The 16,062-nt window shown below is 74.8% G+C and carries 12 protein-coding genes; 7 read left to right on the top strand and 5 right to left on the bottom strand.

Annotated elements, in window-relative coordinates; genetic code table 11:
• Positions 1 to 9 precede the first annotated feature (9 nt).
• Genes ABZ479_RS24255 through ABZ479_RS24245 form a run of 3 tightly spaced genes read right to left on the bottom strand, consistent with a single transcriptional unit; the run spans position 10 to position 2,736 of the window.
• A complete protein-coding gene (locus ABZ479_RS24255; protein ID WP_500463523.1) occupies positions 10 to 786 on the bottom strand; it encodes an FAD:protein FMN transferase in 777 nt (258 codons plus the stop codon).
• A 2-nt stretch (positions 787 to 788) separates the two neighbouring features.
• Positions 789 to 1,343 carry an FMN-binding protein gene (locus tag ABZ479_RS24250; RefSeq protein WP_500463522.1) on the bottom strand — a complete coding sequence of 185 codons (555 nt, stop codon included), beginning with the start codon at positions 1,341 to 1,343 and terminating at the stop codon, positions 789 to 791.
• 7 nt (positions 1,344 to 1,350) lie between these two features.
• Entirely contained in the window at positions 1,351 to 2,736 is a 1,386-nt protein-coding gene (locus ABZ479_RS24245) for a ferredoxin reductase family protein (RefSeq protein WP_500463521.1), read from the bottom strand.
• 282 nt (positions 2,737 to 3,018) lie between these two features.
• Between ABZ479_RS24245 and ABZ479_RS24240 the strand changes: the two genes are divergently transcribed.
• The 4 genes from ABZ479_RS24240 to ABZ479_RS24225 all read left to right on the top strand — a co-directional run bounded on the left by ABZ479_RS24240 (position 3,019) and on the right by ABZ479_RS24225 (position 7,828).
• Entirely contained in the window at positions 3,019 to 4,212 is a 1,194-nt protein-coding gene (locus ABZ479_RS24240; RefSeq protein WP_500463520.1) for an argininosuccinate synthase, read from the top strand.
• Between the two features lie 89 nt (positions 4,213 to 4,301).
• Positions 4,302 to 5,729, top strand: a complete 1,428-nt coding sequence (gene argH, locus ABZ479_RS24235) for an argininosuccinate lyase (protein WP_500463519.1) — start codon at positions 4,302 to 4,304, stop codon at positions 5,727 to 5,729.
• A gap of 99 nt (positions 5,730 to 5,828) precedes the next feature.
• The gene (locus tag ABZ479_RS24230; protein WP_500463518.1) at positions 5,829 to 6,386 is read left to right on the top strand and encodes a TetR/AcrR family transcriptional regulator; all 558 of its coding nucleotides are present in this window, start codon (positions 5,829 to 5,831) and stop codon (positions 6,384 to 6,386) included.
• Positions 6,383 to 7,828: an MFS transporter gene (locus ABZ479_RS24225; RefSeq protein ID WP_500463517.1), complete on the top strand. Its 1,446-nt coding sequence runs from the start codon at positions 6,383 to 6,385 to the stop codon at positions 7,826 to 7,828. Before ABZ479_RS24230 ends, ABZ479_RS24225 begins: the two co-directional genes overlap by 4 nt.
• A 48-nt stretch (positions 7,829 to 7,876) precedes the next feature.
• On the opposite strand, the gene ABZ479_RS24220 is transcribed toward ABZ479_RS24225, so the two are convergent.
• The gene (locus ABZ479_RS24220) at positions 7,877 to 8,590 is read right to left on the bottom strand and encodes a hypothetical protein (protein WP_500463516.1); all 714 of its coding nucleotides are present in this window, start codon (positions 8,588 to 8,590) and stop codon (positions 7,877 to 7,879) included.
• 149 nt (positions 8,591 to 8,739) lie between these two features.
• On the opposite strand from ABZ479_RS24220, the gene ABZ479_RS24215 reads away from it, so the two are divergent.
• Complete coding sequence (locus ABZ479_RS24215; protein WP_500463515.1) at positions 8,740 to 13,158, top strand: tetratricopeptide repeat protein; 4,419 nt, start codon at positions 8,740 to 8,742, stop codon at positions 13,156 to 13,158.
• A 54-nt stretch (positions 13,159 to 13,212) separates the two neighbouring features.
• On the opposite strand, the gene ABZ479_RS24210 is transcribed toward ABZ479_RS24215, so the two are convergent.
• Complete coding sequence (locus ABZ479_RS24210; protein WP_500463574.1) at positions 13,213 to 13,869, bottom strand: lysophospholipid acyltransferase family protein; 657 nt, start codon at positions 13,867 to 13,869, stop codon at positions 13,213 to 13,215.
• A 301-nt stretch (positions 13,870 to 14,170) separates the two neighbouring features.
• On the opposite strand from ABZ479_RS24210, the gene ABZ479_RS24205 reads away from it, so the two are divergent.
• A complete protein-coding gene (locus ABZ479_RS24205; protein ID WP_500463514.1) occupies positions 14,171 to 15,364 on the top strand; it encodes a glycerophosphodiester phosphodiesterase in 1,194 nt (397 codons plus the stop codon).
• 90 nt (positions 15,365 to 15,454) lie between these two features.
• Entirely contained in the window at positions 15,455 to 15,979 is a 525-nt protein-coding gene (locus tag ABZ479_RS24200) for a sigma-70 family RNA polymerase sigma factor (RefSeq protein WP_499603431.1), read from the top strand.
• The last annotated feature ends 83 nt before the right edge of the window (positions 15,980 to 16,062 follow it).

Raw genomic sequence — 16,062 nt, 5'->3', positions numbered from 1 at the left:
AGCTGATCGTCAAGCGCTCAACTTCGCCACGAAACGCCCGAATCCCGTGGTGTGCCAGGTCGTGCCGTCGGGGACGACGGCGAAGGCCTCCACATCGGGGAGTGCTTCCAGCCACTCGCGGGCCCGGCCGCCCATGGCGTACCCGGCCGTGGCCCAGGTGTCGGCCTCGGTGAGGGAGGCGCTCACCACGGTGAGCGAGGCGAGTCCCCCGGCGGGCGGGGCGCCGGTGTGCGGGTCGAGGATGTGGCAGCCGCGCTCGGCGGGCCCGGAGGTGGCGACGGCCAGTCCGCCCTCCGCCTCGACCACCGTGGCCAGTCCGCCCGGCCGCAGCGGGTCGGCGATGCCGACCCGCCAGGGGCCGCCGGTCAGCTGGACGTCGCCGCCGCCGTTGAGGCAGACCTTCCCGGCGCCCGCCTCCGTGAGCGTCCGGACGGCCCGCTCCACGGCCCAGCCCTTGACCAGGCCCGTGGGGTCGGGCGCGGTGCCGGGGCCGGCGTAGCGCGGGGTGAACCAGCCGCCGGTGCGGCGCTCGGCGTCCTCGCACAGCTCCAGGACCTCCCGCACCTCGGCGGAGCAGCCGGCGAGGGCGAGTTCACCGCGGCCGAGCCGGCTGACCTCGCTGTCGGCGCGGAAGGTGGAGAACACCGCGTCGACCGCATGCAGGCCCGCCACCGCCGCGTCCAGGGCGGTCCGGACGCGCGGGTCGCGGGCGCCGCGCACGTCGAAGGAGAACACCGTCCCCATGCAGTGCTCCACGTGCCGCAGGCGCGGCGGGTTCTCGGGCATCGTCAGGCACCGGCCCTGTCCAGGGCGCTCTGCAGCGACTTCCGGTAGCCCTCGCTGGTGAAGGAGGCGCCGGAGACGGTGTCGATCTGCGCGCTCTGGGCGGTCACCGCGGCCTGGTTGAGCTCCGGGACGGCGGTGGCGGTCAGCTGGTCGCTGGTGGGGGTGCCGGCGGGCGCCTGGACGGCGGCCGCCGAGACGATCCGCCCGCCCTCGACCGTGATCTTCACCTGGACGGGCCCGTAGCTGGTCTGCGCGACGTCGCCGGTGACGGTCCTCCGCGCGGGCGCGCCGCCCTGCCCGTCCTGCCCGCCCGGCTTCCGCGCACCGCCGTCGCCGCCGGAGCCGCCGCCGTCCGCGGGGGCCGAGGCCACCGGGACCGACGGGTCGGGGCCGGCGGGCGAGGGGGCCGCGGAGACCGGCGGCAACGGCTGCGCCGGGCCGCCGGCCTGCGAGGTGAAGGGCGCCGTCGTCGGCTTCAGGGCGAGCAGCAGCACGACCCCGGAGACGGTCGTCACGCTGCTCAGGAGGATCCGGCGCAGCGGGTGCTTCTTCTTCACTCGGACCTCACATCTCGAAGGACTCGTGGTGGATACGGCGTTCCGGCACGCCCGCCTCGCGCAGCGCGGAGTACGACTCCTCGGCCAGCCCCGGCGGGCCGCACAGGTACACGTCGTGCCGGTCGATGTCCGGCAGCATCCGCCGCAGTCCCTGGGCGGTGATCTCCGGGCGGGCGCCGTCGGGTCCGTTCACCGCGTACACCAGGCGCGCGCCGCGTTCGGCCGCGATCTCCTCCAGCTCGGCCCACAGCGCGAGGTCCTGCCGGCTGCGGGCCCGGTAGAGCAGGGTGAGGTCGCCGGGCGCGGCCGGCAGCGTCTCGAACAGCGCCCGCAGCGGGGTGATCCCGGCGCCGCCCGCCAGCAGCAGCACCTTGCCGCCGCGGCGGCGGGAGGCCGTCATGGCGCCGTAGGGGCCCTCCGCCCACACCCGGGTGCCGGGTTCGAGCGAGGCGAGCGCGGAGCTGTGGCCCCCGACCGCCTTGACGGTGATCCGCAGCAGGTCGGGCCGCGGCGGTGCCGACAGGGAGTACGGGTTGGCGCTCCAGCGCAGCCGCGGGGCGAGGAAGCGCCAGCGGAAGAACTGGCCGGGCTCGGCGCCGAGGCGGTGCAGCCGGCGTCCCGTGATCAGCACCGAGACCACGCCCGGCGCCTCCTCCACGGTCTCCGCGACCCGCATCCGGTGCCGCATGTTGAGCCGGACCGGCACCAGCACCCGGTACCAGAGCACCAGCGCCGTCACCGACCCGTACAGCGCGTACCAGATGCCGCGCGCGGTGGCGCTGCCCGCGAACTCGGCGCCGGTGGCGAGCTGGTGCCAGAAGGTCAGGTAGACGGCGGCGTAGGTCAGCAGGTGGACGTAGTACCAGGTCTCGTAGCGCATCCGGCGGCGCAGCGCCCCCGCCGAGACGAAGCCGATGACCAGCAGCAGCGCGGTGCCGGCGGTCGCCTCGATCATCCGCGGGTAGTCCATGACCACGGACACCGACTGCTGCGCGATCGGCTGCCCCGACTGCTCGGAGTAGCCCCACAGGATCAGCGCGACGTGGACGACGACCAGCGAGACGGCGTAGCGGCCGCTCATCGCGTGCCAGCGGGCCACCCGGTCGCTGCCCACGCGCCGTTCCAGCGCGGGGACCCGGGCCATCTGCAGGACGACCAGGGCGATGGCGTAGCCGCCGAGCAGCCCGGTGATCCGGCCCGTGGCGGTGAGCCGGCCGGCCGCGGTCGGCTGGACGTAGGGGGTGTTGCCCCACCACAGCCACACGACCCCGGCGGCGCCCGCCCAGGCCAGGAGGAGCAGCGGGATCGCGGGGGAACGGCGGGGCCGGATCCGGCGCATGGCCTGCCGCCTGCCCGCCCTGCTGTTGTGGATCATCGTGGTCGTGGCCGCCATGCGCATGGGTACGCACGGCCCCGCGCCGCCGCTCAAAGCCCGGGTTCTCCCCATGTGGCGCGCGCCGTTGTGGTATTGCCGCGCGCACCGGGGAGCGGCCGTGCCGGGGCGGTCGGCGGCGTCCTCGGCACGGTTGCCGCGGCCGCCCGCCGACACGCCGGTGACCTGCGAGGACATCGCCGATTGACGAAGCATGCAGAGGAGTGCATACTTATACCCAACAGCGTATGCATCATCACCACCGCCATACGCACTCGACCTCGCGCACCAAAGGAGAGACCCGTGACCGAGCGCGTCGTACTCGCCTACTCGGGCGGACTGGACACCTCCGTCGCCATCGGATGGATCGCCGAGGAGACCGGCGCCGAGGTCATCGCCGTGGCCGTGGACGTCGGCCAGGGCGGCGAGGACCTGGACGTCATCCGCAAGCGGGCGCTCGCCTGCGGCGCGGTCGAGGCCGAGGTCGCCGACGCCAGGGACGAGTTCGCCGACGAGTACTGCCTCCCGGCGATCAAGGCCAACGCCCTCTACATGGACCGCTACCCGCTGGTCTCCGCGCTCTCCCGGCCGACCATCGTCAAGCACCTGGTGGCGGCCGCCGAGAAGCACGGCGCCTCGATCGTCGCCCACGGCTGCACCGGCAAGGGCAACGACCAGGTCCGCTTCGAGGCCGGCATCTCCTCCCTCGCCCCCGAGCTGACCTGCATCGCGCCGGTCCGCGACTACGCGATGACCCGGGACAAGGCGATCGCGTTCTGCGAGGAGAAGAACCTCCCCATCGCCACCACCAAGAAGTCCCCCTACTCGATCGACCAGAACGTCTTCGGCCGCGCCGTCGAGACCGGCTTCCTCGAGGACATCTGGAACGCCCCGATCGAGGACGTCTACGAGTACACCCAGAACCCGGCCGCGCCCCGCGAGGCCGACGAGCTGGTCATCAGCTTCGAGCGGGGCGTCCCGGTCGCGATCGACGGCAAGCCCGTCACCGTGCTGCAGGCGATCCAGCAGCTCAACGAGCGCGCGGGCGCCCAGGGCGTCGGCCGGATCGACATGGTCGAGGACCGCCTGGTCGGCATCAAGTCCCGCGAGGTGTACGAGGCCCCGGGCGCGATCGCCCTGATCACCGCCCACCAGGAGCTGGAGAACGTCACCGTCGAGCGCGAACTCGCCCGCTACAAGCGGCAGGTGGAGCAGCGCTGGGGCGAGCTGGTCTACGACGGCCTGTGGTTCTCCCCGCTCAAGCGGGCCCTGGACGGCTTCATCGAGGAGGCCAACCAGCACGTCACCGGCGACATCCGGATGACCCTGCACGGCGGCCGCGCCGTCGTCACCGGCCGCAAGTCCGCCGAGTCCCTGTACGACTTCAACCTGGCGACCTACGACACCGGCGACACGTTCGACCAGTCCCTCTCCAAGGGCTTCATCGAGATCTTCGGCATGTCGTCGAAGATCGCGGCCAAGCGCGACCTGGCCTAGCCCGTAGCCTCGACCACGGCAGCCCGCCTCCCCGCCCCCGTGGCGGGGAGGCGGCCGCACATCCACCCCCGACGGAAGCGAGCAGAGCAGTGACCACCAACAGCGGCGACGTCCGGCTCTGGGGCGGGCGTTTCGCCGACGGCCCCGCGGAGGCGCTGGCCAAGCTCTCCGCGTCCGTCCACTTCGACTGGCGGCTCGCGCCGTACGACATCGCGGGCTCCCGCGCCCACGCGCGCGTGCTGCACAAGGCCGGCCTGCTGAGCGAGGTCGAGCTGACCCGCATGCTCGCCGGCCTCGACCAGCTGGAGTCCGACGTCGCCGACGGCTCCTTCACCGGGACCATCGCCGACGAGGACGTCCACACCGCCCTGGAACGCGGACTGCTGGAGCGCCTCGGCCCCGACCTCGGCGGCAAGCTGCGCGCCGGCCGGTCCCGCAACGACCAGGTCGCCACGCTCTTCCGGATGTACCTGCGCGACCACGCCCGGATCGTGGGGGGCCTGATCGCCGAGCTGCAGCAGGCCCTGGTCCGGCTGGCCGAGACGCACAGGGACGTCGCCATGCCCGGCCGCACCCATCTGCAGCACGCCCAGCCGGTGCTCTTCGCCCACCACGTGCTCGCCCACGTCCAGGCGCTGTCCCGGGACGCCGAGCGCCTGCGGCAGTGGGACGCGCGCACCGCCGTCTCGCCGTACGGCTCCGGCGCGCTCGCCGGCTCCTCGCTCGGGCTGGACCCGGAGGCGGTCGCCAGGGACCTCGGCTTCGAGCACGGCTCGGTGGCCAACTCCATCGACGGCACGGCCTCGCGCGACTTCGTCGCCGAGTTCGCCTTCATCACCGCCATGATCGGCGTCGACCTCTCGCGGATCGCGGAGGAGGTCATCATCTGGAACACGAAGGAGTTCTCCTTCGTGACCCTCCACGACGCCTTCTCCACCGGCTCGTCGATCATGCCGCAGAAGAAGAACCCGGACATCGCCGAACTCGCGCGCGGCAAGTCCGGGCGGCTCATCGGCAACCTGACCGGCCTGCTCGCCACGCTGAAGGCGCTGCCGCTGGCGTACAACCGGGACCTGCAGGAGGACAAGGAGCCGGTCTTCGACTCCTGCGACACCCTCGAGGTCCTGCTGCCCGCCTTCACGGGCATGATGGCCACGCTCACCGTCAACCGGGAGCGCATGGAGGAACTTGCCCCGGCCGGCTTCTCGCTCGCCACGGACATCGCCGAGTGGCTGGTGAAGCAGGGCGTGCCCTTCCGTGTCGCGCACGAGGTCGCGGGGGAGTGCGTCAAGGTCTGCGAGGCCGAGGGCATCGAGCTGGACCAGCTCACCGACGAGCAGTTCGCGAAGATCTCGCCCCACCTCACGGCCGAGGTGCGCACCGTGCTCGACGTCCACGGCGCGCTGGCCGCCCGCGACGGCCGCGGCGGGACCGCGCCGTCGGCGGTCGTCGTCCAGCTCGCCGAGGTCAAGCGGGACCTGGCCGTCCAGCTCGCCTGGGCACAGGCCAAGGGCTGATCCCGCAGTCGGGGAGCCCGGCCGGGTCCGTCCACCCGGCCGGGCTTCTTCGTCCTCTCGGATGAGACATCAATGTCTCATTCGGGTTACCCTTGTCTCATGAGCTTCGATCGTGAGCAGGTCCTGCGGGACGCGGCCGACCTGCTGTCGCGGCGCGCCACCGCCTCCATGGACGAGATCGCCAAGGCCGCCGGCGTCAGCCGCGCCACGCTCCACCGGCACTTCCCCGGCCGGGACGCGCTCGTGCGGGCCCTCGGTCTGCTCGGCATCGAGCAGACCGAGGAGCGCCTGGACGCGGCGCGGATCGAGGAGGGCGACCCCGTCGAGGCCGTCCGCCGGCTCATCGCCGAGGCCGGGCCCGTCTCCGGCTTCCTCGCCTTCCTCTACGGCGAGAACCAGATCTACGACTTCGCCGAGATCAACGAGGGCTGGGCACGCATCGACGCCCGGGTCGCCGCCCTCTTCCGGCGCGGCCAGGAGACCGGCGCCTTCCGCTACGACCTGACCCCCGCCTGGCTCGTCGAGGCGCTGTACGCGCTCATCGCCGCCTCCGCCTGGTCCGTCCAGGACGGCCGCACGGCCCGCCTCGACTCGGCCCGCATGGTCACCGAACTGCTGCTCGGCGGGATGCTGCGCCACCCCCGGAGCGGATCATGACCACCGCCGCACCCGTCACGGGCGCGCGCCACGACGACCGCGGCCACCCCGCCCGCTGGCTCGCCCTCGGCGTCCTCACCCTCGCGCTGCTGCTCATCGCCGTCGACGCCACCGTGCTCGGTCTCGCCGTGCCCTTCCTCAGCGCGGACCTGCGGCCGACCTCCACCCAACTGCTGTGGATAGGCGACGTCTACTCCTTCGTCATCGCCGGACTGCTCGTCTCCATGGGCGGTCTCGGCGACCGCATCGGCCGCAAGCGGCTGCTGCTCACCGGCACCGCCGCCTTCGGCGCGCTCTCCGTGTTCGCCGCGTACGCCACGAGCCCCGGCATGCTCATCACCGCCCGCGCCCTCATGGGCGTCGCGGGCGCCACCCTCATGCCGTCCACGCTCGCGCTGATCCGCACCCTCTTCCCCGACCCGCGCGAACGGAGCTTCGCCATCGGCGTCTGGGGCGCCGTCTCGACCGCGGGCGCCGCCCTCGGACCGGTCGTCGGCGGGATCCTCCTCGAGCACTTCTGGTGGGGCTCGGTCTTCCTCATCAACCTGCCCGTCATGGCACTGCTGCTCGTCGTCGGCGCCCGGCTGCTGCCCGAGTCCCGCGACCCCGCGCCCGGCCCCTGGGACCCGCCCAGCGTCCTGCTCTCGCTGGTCGGCATGTTCGGCGTCGTCTACGCCGTCAAGCAGCTCGCCGTGCACGGCCCCGGCCCCGGCGCGGCCGGCGCCGGCCTGCTCGGCGCGGCCTGCCTGCTCGCCTTCGTCCGCAGGCAACTCGCCCTGCCCAAGCCGCTGCTGGACGTACGGCTCTTCCGGCACCGCGGCTTCTCCGGCGCGGTGCTGGCCGACCTGCTCACCGTGCTCGGCCTCGCCGGGAGCGTCTTCTTCCTCTCCCAGTTCCTCCAGCTCGTCCAGGGCCGCTCCCCGCTCCAGGCGGGCCTGTGCGAACTGCCCGCGACCCTCGGCGCCGCCGCCACCGGTCTCGCCGCCGGCGCCGTGGCGCGTCGCTGGTCGGTCCGCGTGGCCGCCGCCGGCGGACTCGTCGCCACCGGACTCGCCCTGCTCGCGCTCCTGGCCCTGCGCCCCGGCACGGGGTACCTCCTCCTCGGCGCCGCGCTCCTGGTCGTCGGCGCCGGAGCCGGGCTGTCGTTCACCGTCACGGCCGACGTCATCCTCTCCAGCGTCCCGCCGCAGCAGGCCGGTGCCGCCTCGGGTGTCTCGGAGACCGCGTACGAACTCGGCGCGGCCCTGGGCATCGCCCTCCTGGGCTCCGTCGTCACCGGCATCTCCGGCGGTCCCGCCGCGGCCGACCCCGCCGCCTTCACCGACGGCCTGCGCGCCGCGTCCGGGGCCGGCGGCGCCGTCCTGCTGCTGGCCGCCGGCGCCGCCTGGCGCCTGCTGCGCGGCCAGCGGCTGGCCGAGCGGCGGGTCCCGGTGGGCCCCTGAGGGCCGGGCGGCCCCGGACGGAGCCGCCGCTCCTTGCCCGGGGCCGGCTCAGCCGCCGCCGGGGTCGTCGAGGGTGAAGACCGTCAGCCACTGCCCGCCCGCGGGCGTGTAGCCCAGGTCCATCAGCGCCGTGGTCACCGCGGGCATGTGCGCCGCGCCGTACAGGATCCCGGCCGTGAACGGCTCGGTACGGCCGGCGCGGGAGCGGTGCAGGTGGGTCACGGCGTCGATCAGCAGGCGGTCGCGCTGGTGCAGCACCAGGTCGTCCGTCCGGAGCTCCGTCTCCTCCTCGTCGTCGACCGGCAGGTCCTCCAGCCGCATGTGCCGGGCGAGGAAACGGCGGGTGCCCAGCAGCCGCATGCCCGCGACGTAGGCGGGCACGAGCGCGGCAATGGCCGCCCGCTCCCGCAGCGGCAGCCGCCGCCACCGCTCGTCGAACTCCTCGCCCCTCATGTCCGGGCAGATCACCGGCACACCGAGCGTCGTGAAGTCGATGTCCTGGACGACCAGCCCGAGACGCTCGCTGCCCGAGAGGCTGCGGTAGGACCGGGTCAGGGCACGCGTCACCGTGCTCCCCCGGACGCCCTCGGCGATCACCAGGTCGCACGTGGCGCGCAGACGGGCCGTCACCGCCTCGTAGAAGGCCGGCTCCGCCAGATGGATCATCGGGTACAGCTCGAAGACCAGCGCCGTCCCGCGGCTGCGGAAGCGGATGACCGCCGACCGTACCCCCGCCAGCTCCGTGACCTCTATGTACTGCACAGGTCCCCCCCCGCCCCGGTGGATCCGTCATCCGGGAGGACGCTCCGCGCCGGTCGGCGGGTTGCGGCGGCCGCCGGCCCCGACTCCGGCCGCACGGCGCCCGGTCGACTCCGTATGCTGCCGGTACCCGCCGCGGGGGAGGGAGCGCCATGAGCACGGACGCACGGCCCGGTCAGGACACCGACGCCCTGGCCGTCCTGAGGGAGTTCACCCTCGACTGCCGCTACGAGGACGCCGAGGCGCTCATCGGCGCCGAACTCGCCCGCGCGGCGGACGACCCGGTGCGGACGGCCCGACTGCACGTCGCCCGCGGCCGGTTGCGGCTGCGGCGCCACGAACACCGGTCAGCGCTGGACGAGTTCGCCGAGGCCCTGCGCCACGACCCGGAATGCGGCCCCGCCGCGGGGTGGCGCGTCGCGGCGCTCGACCGCATGGGCCGCCGGGACGAGGCCCTGGCCGAGGGCACGGCGGCCGCGGCGCGGCTCCCGGAAGCCGCGGACGTCCACACGGCGCTCGGCTGGCTGCACCACCGGGCATGCCGCTGGGACGAGGCACTGGCGGCCTTCGAACGGGCCACGGCCGCCGGACCGCGCCAGGCGGAGGGCTGGATCGGCGCCGCATGGACCCGCGTCGAACTCGGCGACACCGCGGCCGCCCTGCGCGGCCTGGAGGACGCCGAACGCGCCCTCGCCGACCCCGTCGAGGTCCGCTGCGCCGCCGTACGGATCGCGGCGGGCCGGGGCGGGAACGAACTCGCCGACGCCAAAATGGCCTCCGCCCGCTCCCTCGACACCGACGACGTCGCCGTGCTGACGGCGCAGGTCCGGTACGAGAGCGGCCGCGGGGACGCCCGGGCCGCGCTGGAGGCCGCCGAGCGCCTCGTCGCCCGCTACCCGCGACGGCCCGAGGCGCACGTCGAACACGCCCGCCGCCTGATCGGCCTCGGACGCACGGACGAGGCGGTCGCGGCCTGCGACCGGACGCTGGCGCTCGCACCCCGCGCCGACCTCGCGTGGGAGTGCCGGGCCGAGGCCCAGCGACGGGGCGGTGACCCGCAGGCCGCACGCGCGACCGGACGGCGGGCGGTGCGGGAGTGCCCGTACGCGGCCGACGTCCGGCTGGAACTCGCCCTCGCCGAACTGGCCGTCGGGGCGCTCGACCGCGCCCTCGCCCTCACCGACGAGGCCCTGGCACTCGACCCGTGCTCCCGCTGGGGGCTGAGCGTCCGGGCCGAACTGCTCCTGCGCGGCGGCGACGTGGACGGGGCGGTCGCGGTCGCCCGGCACAGTGCCGCGCTGCGGCCCGCCGACCCGGAGGAACTGGCCGCCCTCGCCGGGGTCCTGGGCGCGGCCGGCCGGTACGACGAGGCGCTGGACGCCGTCACGCGCGCCAGGGAACTCGACCCGTCCGACACCTCCCTGATGGAGCGTGCGCTGGCCCTGCTGCGCGGCGCCCACCGCTGGGACGACGCGGCGGAGTCGATCGCCGCGCTGCGCGCCGCCGACCGTACGGGCCGCCTGGAAGGGCTGCTCCTGGAGGAGCAGGCCTGCCTGTCCTTCGCGCGGCAGCATCACGCCCGGGCCGTGGAGGAGTGCGAGGCCGCACTGCGGGCGGAACCGGGACGCGCTTTCACGGCCCGCCTGCGCGTCCGTTCCCTGCACGCCCTCGGCCGGCTCGCCGACGCGGAAGCCGCCGCCCGGGAGGGCGTCGACGCCGCCGCCGACGACCCCCGGGCGCACGCGCTCCTGGCGACGGTCCTGTTCGCCGCCGAGCGCACCGACGAGGCACTCGCGGTCGTGGACCGCGCCCTGCGACTCGACGCCCACGCACTGGAGCCCCACGTCGCCAGGCTCGACGGCCTCCGGGCGGCGGCACGCTGGAGCGAGGCCGATGACGCCCTGGAGGAGGCCGTACGCCGGGGCGTGCCCGCCGACGTGGTGGCCGTCCAGCGCGCCAGGACGGCCCTCGGCCGGGACGACCACGACGCGGCCCTCGCCGCGGCCGAGGAGTGCCTGCGCCTGCGCCCGGACGACGACGAGGCGCTGGAGCTGATCGCCACGGCGCACGTCGGCCGTGCCGACTGGCCCGCGGCCGAGGTGGCCGCCCGCCGGGCCGCCGCCGCGGCGCCCCGCTCGGGGGCGGGGCCCACGCTGCTCGCGCAGTGCTTCGGCGAGCAGGACCGCAGGGCCGAGGAGTGCGAGGCGTACGAGGAGGCGCTGCGGCGCGAGCCGGACCACCGCGACGCGCTGCTCGGCAGGCTCGCCGCCCTGCGGGCGCTCGGACGCTGGGAGGACGCCGAGCGGGCCGCCGGGGACGCCGCCGGGCTCCGGCCCGACGACCCCGAGGTGCTGATCGCCGTCGGCCGGCTCCACGCCGCGATGGAACGCCCCGGCGAGGGCCTGCCGTTCGCCCGGCGCGCCGCGGAACTCACCGACGACGGCCCCGACGCCGTCGACCTGCTGGGCTGGCTGCTGCGCCGGTCACGGCGCTGGGACGAGGCGGAGCGGACGCTGCGGCGCGTCGCCGACCGGCGTCCCACGGCGCCGGACGCCCACATGGACCTGGCCTACTGCCTCTGGGACCAGGACAAGGACACGGAGTGCCTGGAGAGCGTGGACCGCGCCCTCGCCCTGCGGCCCGACCGCGTCCGTACGCTGACCTTCAAGGTGGAGGTGCTGTGCTCGCTGCGGCGCTGGAGCGAGGCGGAGGCCGTCGCCCGCCAGGCGCGCGGCAGCCGTCCGGAGATCGCCGCCGCGCACGTCGCGACCGCCCAGGTGCTCGCCGACACCTTCCGCCGCGAGGAGGCCCTGCCGCACCTGAGACGGGCCCTGCAGCTCGACCCCCGGCACGAGTGGGCGACCCGGCTGCTGGTCGACACCCTCGCCGCGCTGGGCCGCTTCGAGGAGGCGGAACAGGCCGCGGAGGCGCTGCTCGGCAGGGTCCCGGACGCGACGTCCGTGCGGTGCCGGCTCGCCGCCGTGCTCCGCGCCCGGCACCGGTACGACGAGGCCCTGGCCCAGTGCGAACGCGCCGTGGCCGACGCCCCGTACAGCGTGGCCGCCCACGACCAGCACGTCACCACCCTGCGCGAATGCGGCAGCCTGGACGAGGCCGAGAGCCGCGCCGAGGAGTTCACCCGCGCCCGCCCGCACCTGGTGTCGCTGCGGTTCCAGCTGGCCGCGGTGCACGCGGAGCGCGGCGACCACGGCGCGGCCCGGCAGGTCCTGGACGAACTCCTCGAATCCGCCTCCGGCCCCCTCGGGCGGGCGGAGGCCCGGGCCGCGACCGGCTGGGTCGCGCTGATGGACCAGCGGCCGCTGGAGGCGGCGGACGCCTTCGCGGAGGTCCTGCGGGAGTGGCCGCACGACCACGACTTCCGGATCGGCCGAGCCTGGTCGCTGGTACGCCTGGCGGACCTCGGCCCCGGCACCCCCGAGGCGCAGGCGCGCCTGGCCGACGCCACCGCCCACTGCCGTGCGGTCGCCCGGGAGGACCCGCGCAGCGCCGCCGCCCACACCTGCCTCGGGCTGATCGCGCACCGGCGCGGCGAACCGGCCGCCGCCGAGCGGCACTTCACCCGCGCCGTCGAGCTGGACCCGTACGGGCGCCCGCACACCGAACTGGGCGCCCTCCTCGTGCAGCTCGGCCGGTACGCGGAGGCGGAGACCGTGCTGCGCCGGGCCGTCGGGCTGGACTGGTACGACGTCCAGGCCCACGTCGAACTGGGCAGCCTCGCGCTGCACCGGGCCCGGGAGGGCGGGGGCGCGGCGGCGACGGCCGAGGCGGCCGGCGAGTTCCGCCGGGCCGTCGCGGTCGACCCGGACAGCGGCAGCGCGGCCCTCGGGCTCGCCGTCGCACTGGCGGAGGGCACCGGTGACCTCGGCGCCGCCGAGGAGGAACTGCGGCGGGTGCTCGCCCGGCCCGGGGTGCGGGACCAGCCGGCCTGGCAGTTGCGGCTCGCCCTCGCGCGCCTGCTGGTGCAGGCCGGCGACGCCGAGCAGGACGCCGACCGCTACCGCGACGCCGGCCAGGAGGCCCGCGCCGCCATCCGGCTGGCCGAGCGCGAGGCCGAACCGCACTTCGTGGCGGGCGTCGTGGAGCAGCGCCTGGGCACGCAGACCGTCGACGTCCGGCTGAAACTGCTGCACCGGCGCCGGGCCCAGCGCTTCCTGACCCGCTGCCGCCGTCTCGACCCGGCGCACCAGGACGCGCAGCGGGCGCTGCGGCTGCTGGAGGAGGACGCCAGGGCCGCGCGGGGGAGCCGGCTGAGCAGCGCGGTCCTGGTGCTGGTGGCGACCGCCGTGCTCGGCGCGGCCTGGGTGGACTTCCTGTGGAAGCACCACGTCACCGCCGTGATGCTCACGACGCTCACCCCGGTGCTGGCCGGCCTCATCGCGGTCGGCTTCCTGCTGCCGGTGCTGATCCGGCTCAAGCTGCCCGGCGGGATGGAGGCCGACCTGTCCGCGAGCATCGGGCAGATCTCCCGGGGCCCGCGCGGAGAGGTCGCGCTCACCCCGGCGCGGACGCCCGCCGGCAACGGGCCGGCCGGCCGGATGCCGCGTCTGTGAGCGGGGCAGGGGGCGGTGCGGTCGCGCGCGGGGGTGCGGCGGAAACGGTGGCGGCTACGCCGCCGTCGCGTGGTCCCCGGCCTTGGTCGCCTTCGCCTTCGTCGCGTAGATGTCGACGTACTCCTGGCCGGACAGCCGCATCACATGGCTCATCACCTCGTCGGTGACGGCGCGCAGCACGTAGCGGTCGCGGTCCATGCCCTCGTAGCGGGAGAACTCCAGCGCCTTGCCGAAGCGGACGGTGAAGCGGTGCAGCCGCGGGACGCCGGCGCCGCCGGGCTGGATGCGGTCGGTGTCGACCATCGCGAACGGGACGACCGGCGCCCCGGTCATCAGCGCCAGCCGTGACACGCCCGTACGGCCGCGGTAGAGGCGGCCGTCGGGGGAGCGGGTGCCCTCGGGGTAGATGCCGAAGACCCGGCCCTCGTCGAGGATGCGACGGCCGGTCATGAGCGCGGCGACCCCGCCGTGCCCGCCGTCGCGGTCCACGGGGATCATGCCGACCGAGGTGAAGAAGGCCGCCATCAGCCGGCCCTTGACCCCGGGGGTGGTGACGTACTCGTCCTTGCCGATGAAGAAGACCTGACGCTTCACGACCAGCGACAGGAACATCGAGTCGATGAAGGTGACGTGGTTGCCGGCGAGGATCACGGGTCCGTCGCCCGGGATGTGCTCCGCGCCCTCGACCCTGGGGCGGAACAGTACGCGCATCAGTACTCCGAGCAGTGCCTTGAGGATGATGCGGAACAACGGGTCCTCCGGTCGTGGTCGGCGGGAGTCGGCCGGACGCCCGCGGGGTTTCGCTCACCAGTGTGCGCCTCCCCCGGTGAGGACGATACTTCCGCCACGGCGCGACACGCACACCGGGTTCACACGACCGGTACGCATTGTTGACGTGCGTTCCCGTCACGTTCCGTCGCTCGCCGCCCGCGGGCAACACGGGCCCGCCTACGATGCGCCCGTCGCTTGGCAGGTTCCGGACGAACGTTCGGCCCGACACGAGGGAGCGCACATGACGCACGAGCAGCAGGCCGGCCGGGAGCAGGGCAGGGGGCCCGGGCGCCGGGCGCTGATCGGGGCCGCGGCGCTCGGCGCCGGCGTCACCGTGCTCGGCGGCGCGGGCACCGCCGCGGCCGGCGAGCGGAACTCCTCGCACGGCTCCTCGCACGGTTCCGTCCCCGTCCTCCCGCTGCCGGTCCCGACCGTCGTCGGCCACCGCGGCGCGAGCGGCTACCGCCCCGAGCACACCCTCGGCTCCTACCAGCTCGCCCTGGACCTCGGCGCGGACGTCATCGAGCAGGACGTCGTCCCCACCAAGGACGGCCACCTCGTCTGCCGCCACGAGCCGGAGATCGGCGGCACCACGGACGTCGCCGACCACCCCGAGTTCGCCGCCCGCCGGACCACCAAGACCATCGACGGGGTAGCCACCACCGGCTGGTTCACCGAGGACTTCACCCTCGCCGAGCTGAAGACCCTGCGCGCGGTCGAGCGCCTGCCCGCACAGCGGCAGCACAACACCCTCTACAACGGCCACTTCGAGGTGCCCACCTTCGAGGAGGTGCTGCGCTGGGCCGACGAGCAGGGCCGCCGCCGCGGCAAGGCGGTGTGGCTGCACGTCGAGACCAAGCACCCCACCTACTTCCGCGGCATCGGCCTCGGCCTGGAGGAGCGCCTCGCCAAGCTGCTGCGCCGCTACGGCCGCGACAAGCGCAACTCGCCGCTGTTCCTGCAGTCCTTCGAGCCCGGCAGCATCCAGCGGCTCGGCGCGCTCGGCCTGCGCAACCCCAAGGTCGTCCTGCTGGACGCGGCGACCACCCGCCCGTACGACTTCGTCGCCGCCGGTGACCCGCGCACCGTCGCCGACCTGGTCACCCCGGCCGGCCTGAAGTGGATCGCCGGTTTCGCGCAGGGCATCGGCCCCACCCTGAACCTGATCATCCCGCGCGACGCGGCCGGCAAGCTCGGCAAGCCCACCACCCTGGTGCGCGACGCCCACAAGGCCGGGCTGATCCTGCACCCCTACACGATGCGCAACGAGAACAGCTTCCTGCCCGCCGACTTCCGGGTCGGCACGGACCCCAACGCCTACGGCGACGCCTTCGGCGCCTTCAAGGTCTACTTCGAGCAGGGCATCGACGGCATCTTCTCGGACAACTGCGACACCGCGCTCCTGGCCCGCGCGGAGTTCCTCGCCCGGAGGTGATCGTCAACACCGGGTGATCCTCCTCCCGCGCACGGGTGGTTCCCCCGCCAGGGGGCAACCACCCGGCGCGGCACGGGTGTCCCGGCGGGCATGACCCCGCGCGTACGACACGAAGAACTGACCGCCATCCGCCCGCTGCTCGCCGCCGAGGCCGCGGCCGAGGCGGTCCCCGCCTGCGTCGAGGCGGCCGACCTCGAGCAGTCGGTGTGGCTGCGGCTGCTGGAGCTCCCCGAGCCGCCCGCCGACCCCGCCCGCTGGCTGCGCCGGGCGGTGCGGGCCGAGGCCCGCCTGGCCGTGCGCCGGGCCCGCCGGGAGACGCCGTACGGCCCCGGCCGCCACCTGGCCGCCGAGGCCCTGCCGAGCACCGAACAGCAGGTGCTCGCCGCCGAGCAGCGCCGCACCCTGCTGGCCGCCGCGCGCCGGCTGCCCGGCCGCTGCCCGGAACTGGTGTCCGCCCTGATCTCCCGTTCCGACCCCACGTACCGGGAAATCTCCCGGGAGTTGGGTATCTCACAGGGCAGCCTCGGCCCGATGCGTTCCCGGTGCCTGAGTTGCCTGCGTACGATCCTCGGAACCGGGGTTGCATCACCCGTACGACGGGGTAATGCACCGTAAACAGTCGGCGTATGGACGCTTGTGCACGGCCGCGCCGCCTTCCGGAAACGATTCAGGGCAACGTCCCGCGCCGCACCCTCACC

Source organism: Streptomyces sp. NPDC005722 (assembly GCF_040630935.1).
Taxonomy (GTDB): Bacteria; Actinomycetota; Actinomycetes; order Streptomycetales; family Streptomycetaceae; genus Actinacidiphila.
The sequence above is the reverse complement of the archived record's forward strand: the minus strand, read 5'-3'. Positions and strand labels throughout refer to the sequence as shown.

Coding starts and splice junctions, on each gene's coding strand:
- ABZ479_RS24255 (WP_500463523.1), bottom strand. CDS start 786: ATGCCCGAGAACCCGCCGCGCCTGCGGCACGTGGAGCACTGCATGGGG.
- ABZ479_RS24245 (WP_500463521.1), bottom strand. CDS start 2,736: ATGGCGGCCACGACCACGATGATCCACAACAGCAGGGCGGGCAGGCGG.
- ABZ479_RS24230 (WP_500463518.1), top strand. CDS start 5,829: ATGAGCTTCGATCGTGAGCAGGTCCTGCGGGACGCGGCCGACCTGCTG.
- ABZ479_RS24225 (WP_500463517.1), top strand. CDS start 6,383: ATGACCACCGCCGCACCCGTCACGGGCGCGCGCCACGACGACCGCGGC.
- ABZ479_RS24215 (WP_500463515.1), top strand. CDS start 8,740: ATGAGCACGGACGCACGGCCCGGTCAGGACACCGACGCCCTGGCCGTC.
- ABZ479_RS24210 (WP_500463574.1), bottom strand. CDS start 13,869: ATGCGCGTACTGTTCCGCCCCAGGGTCGAGGGCGCGGAGCACATCCCG.
- ABZ479_RS24205 (WP_500463514.1), top strand. CDS start 14,171: ATGACGCACGAGCAGCAGGCCGGCCGGGAGCAGGGCAGGGGGCCCGGG.
- ABZ479_RS24200 (WP_499603431.1), top strand. CDS start 15,455: ATGACCCCGCGCGTACGACACGAAGAACTGACCGCCATCCGCCCGCTG.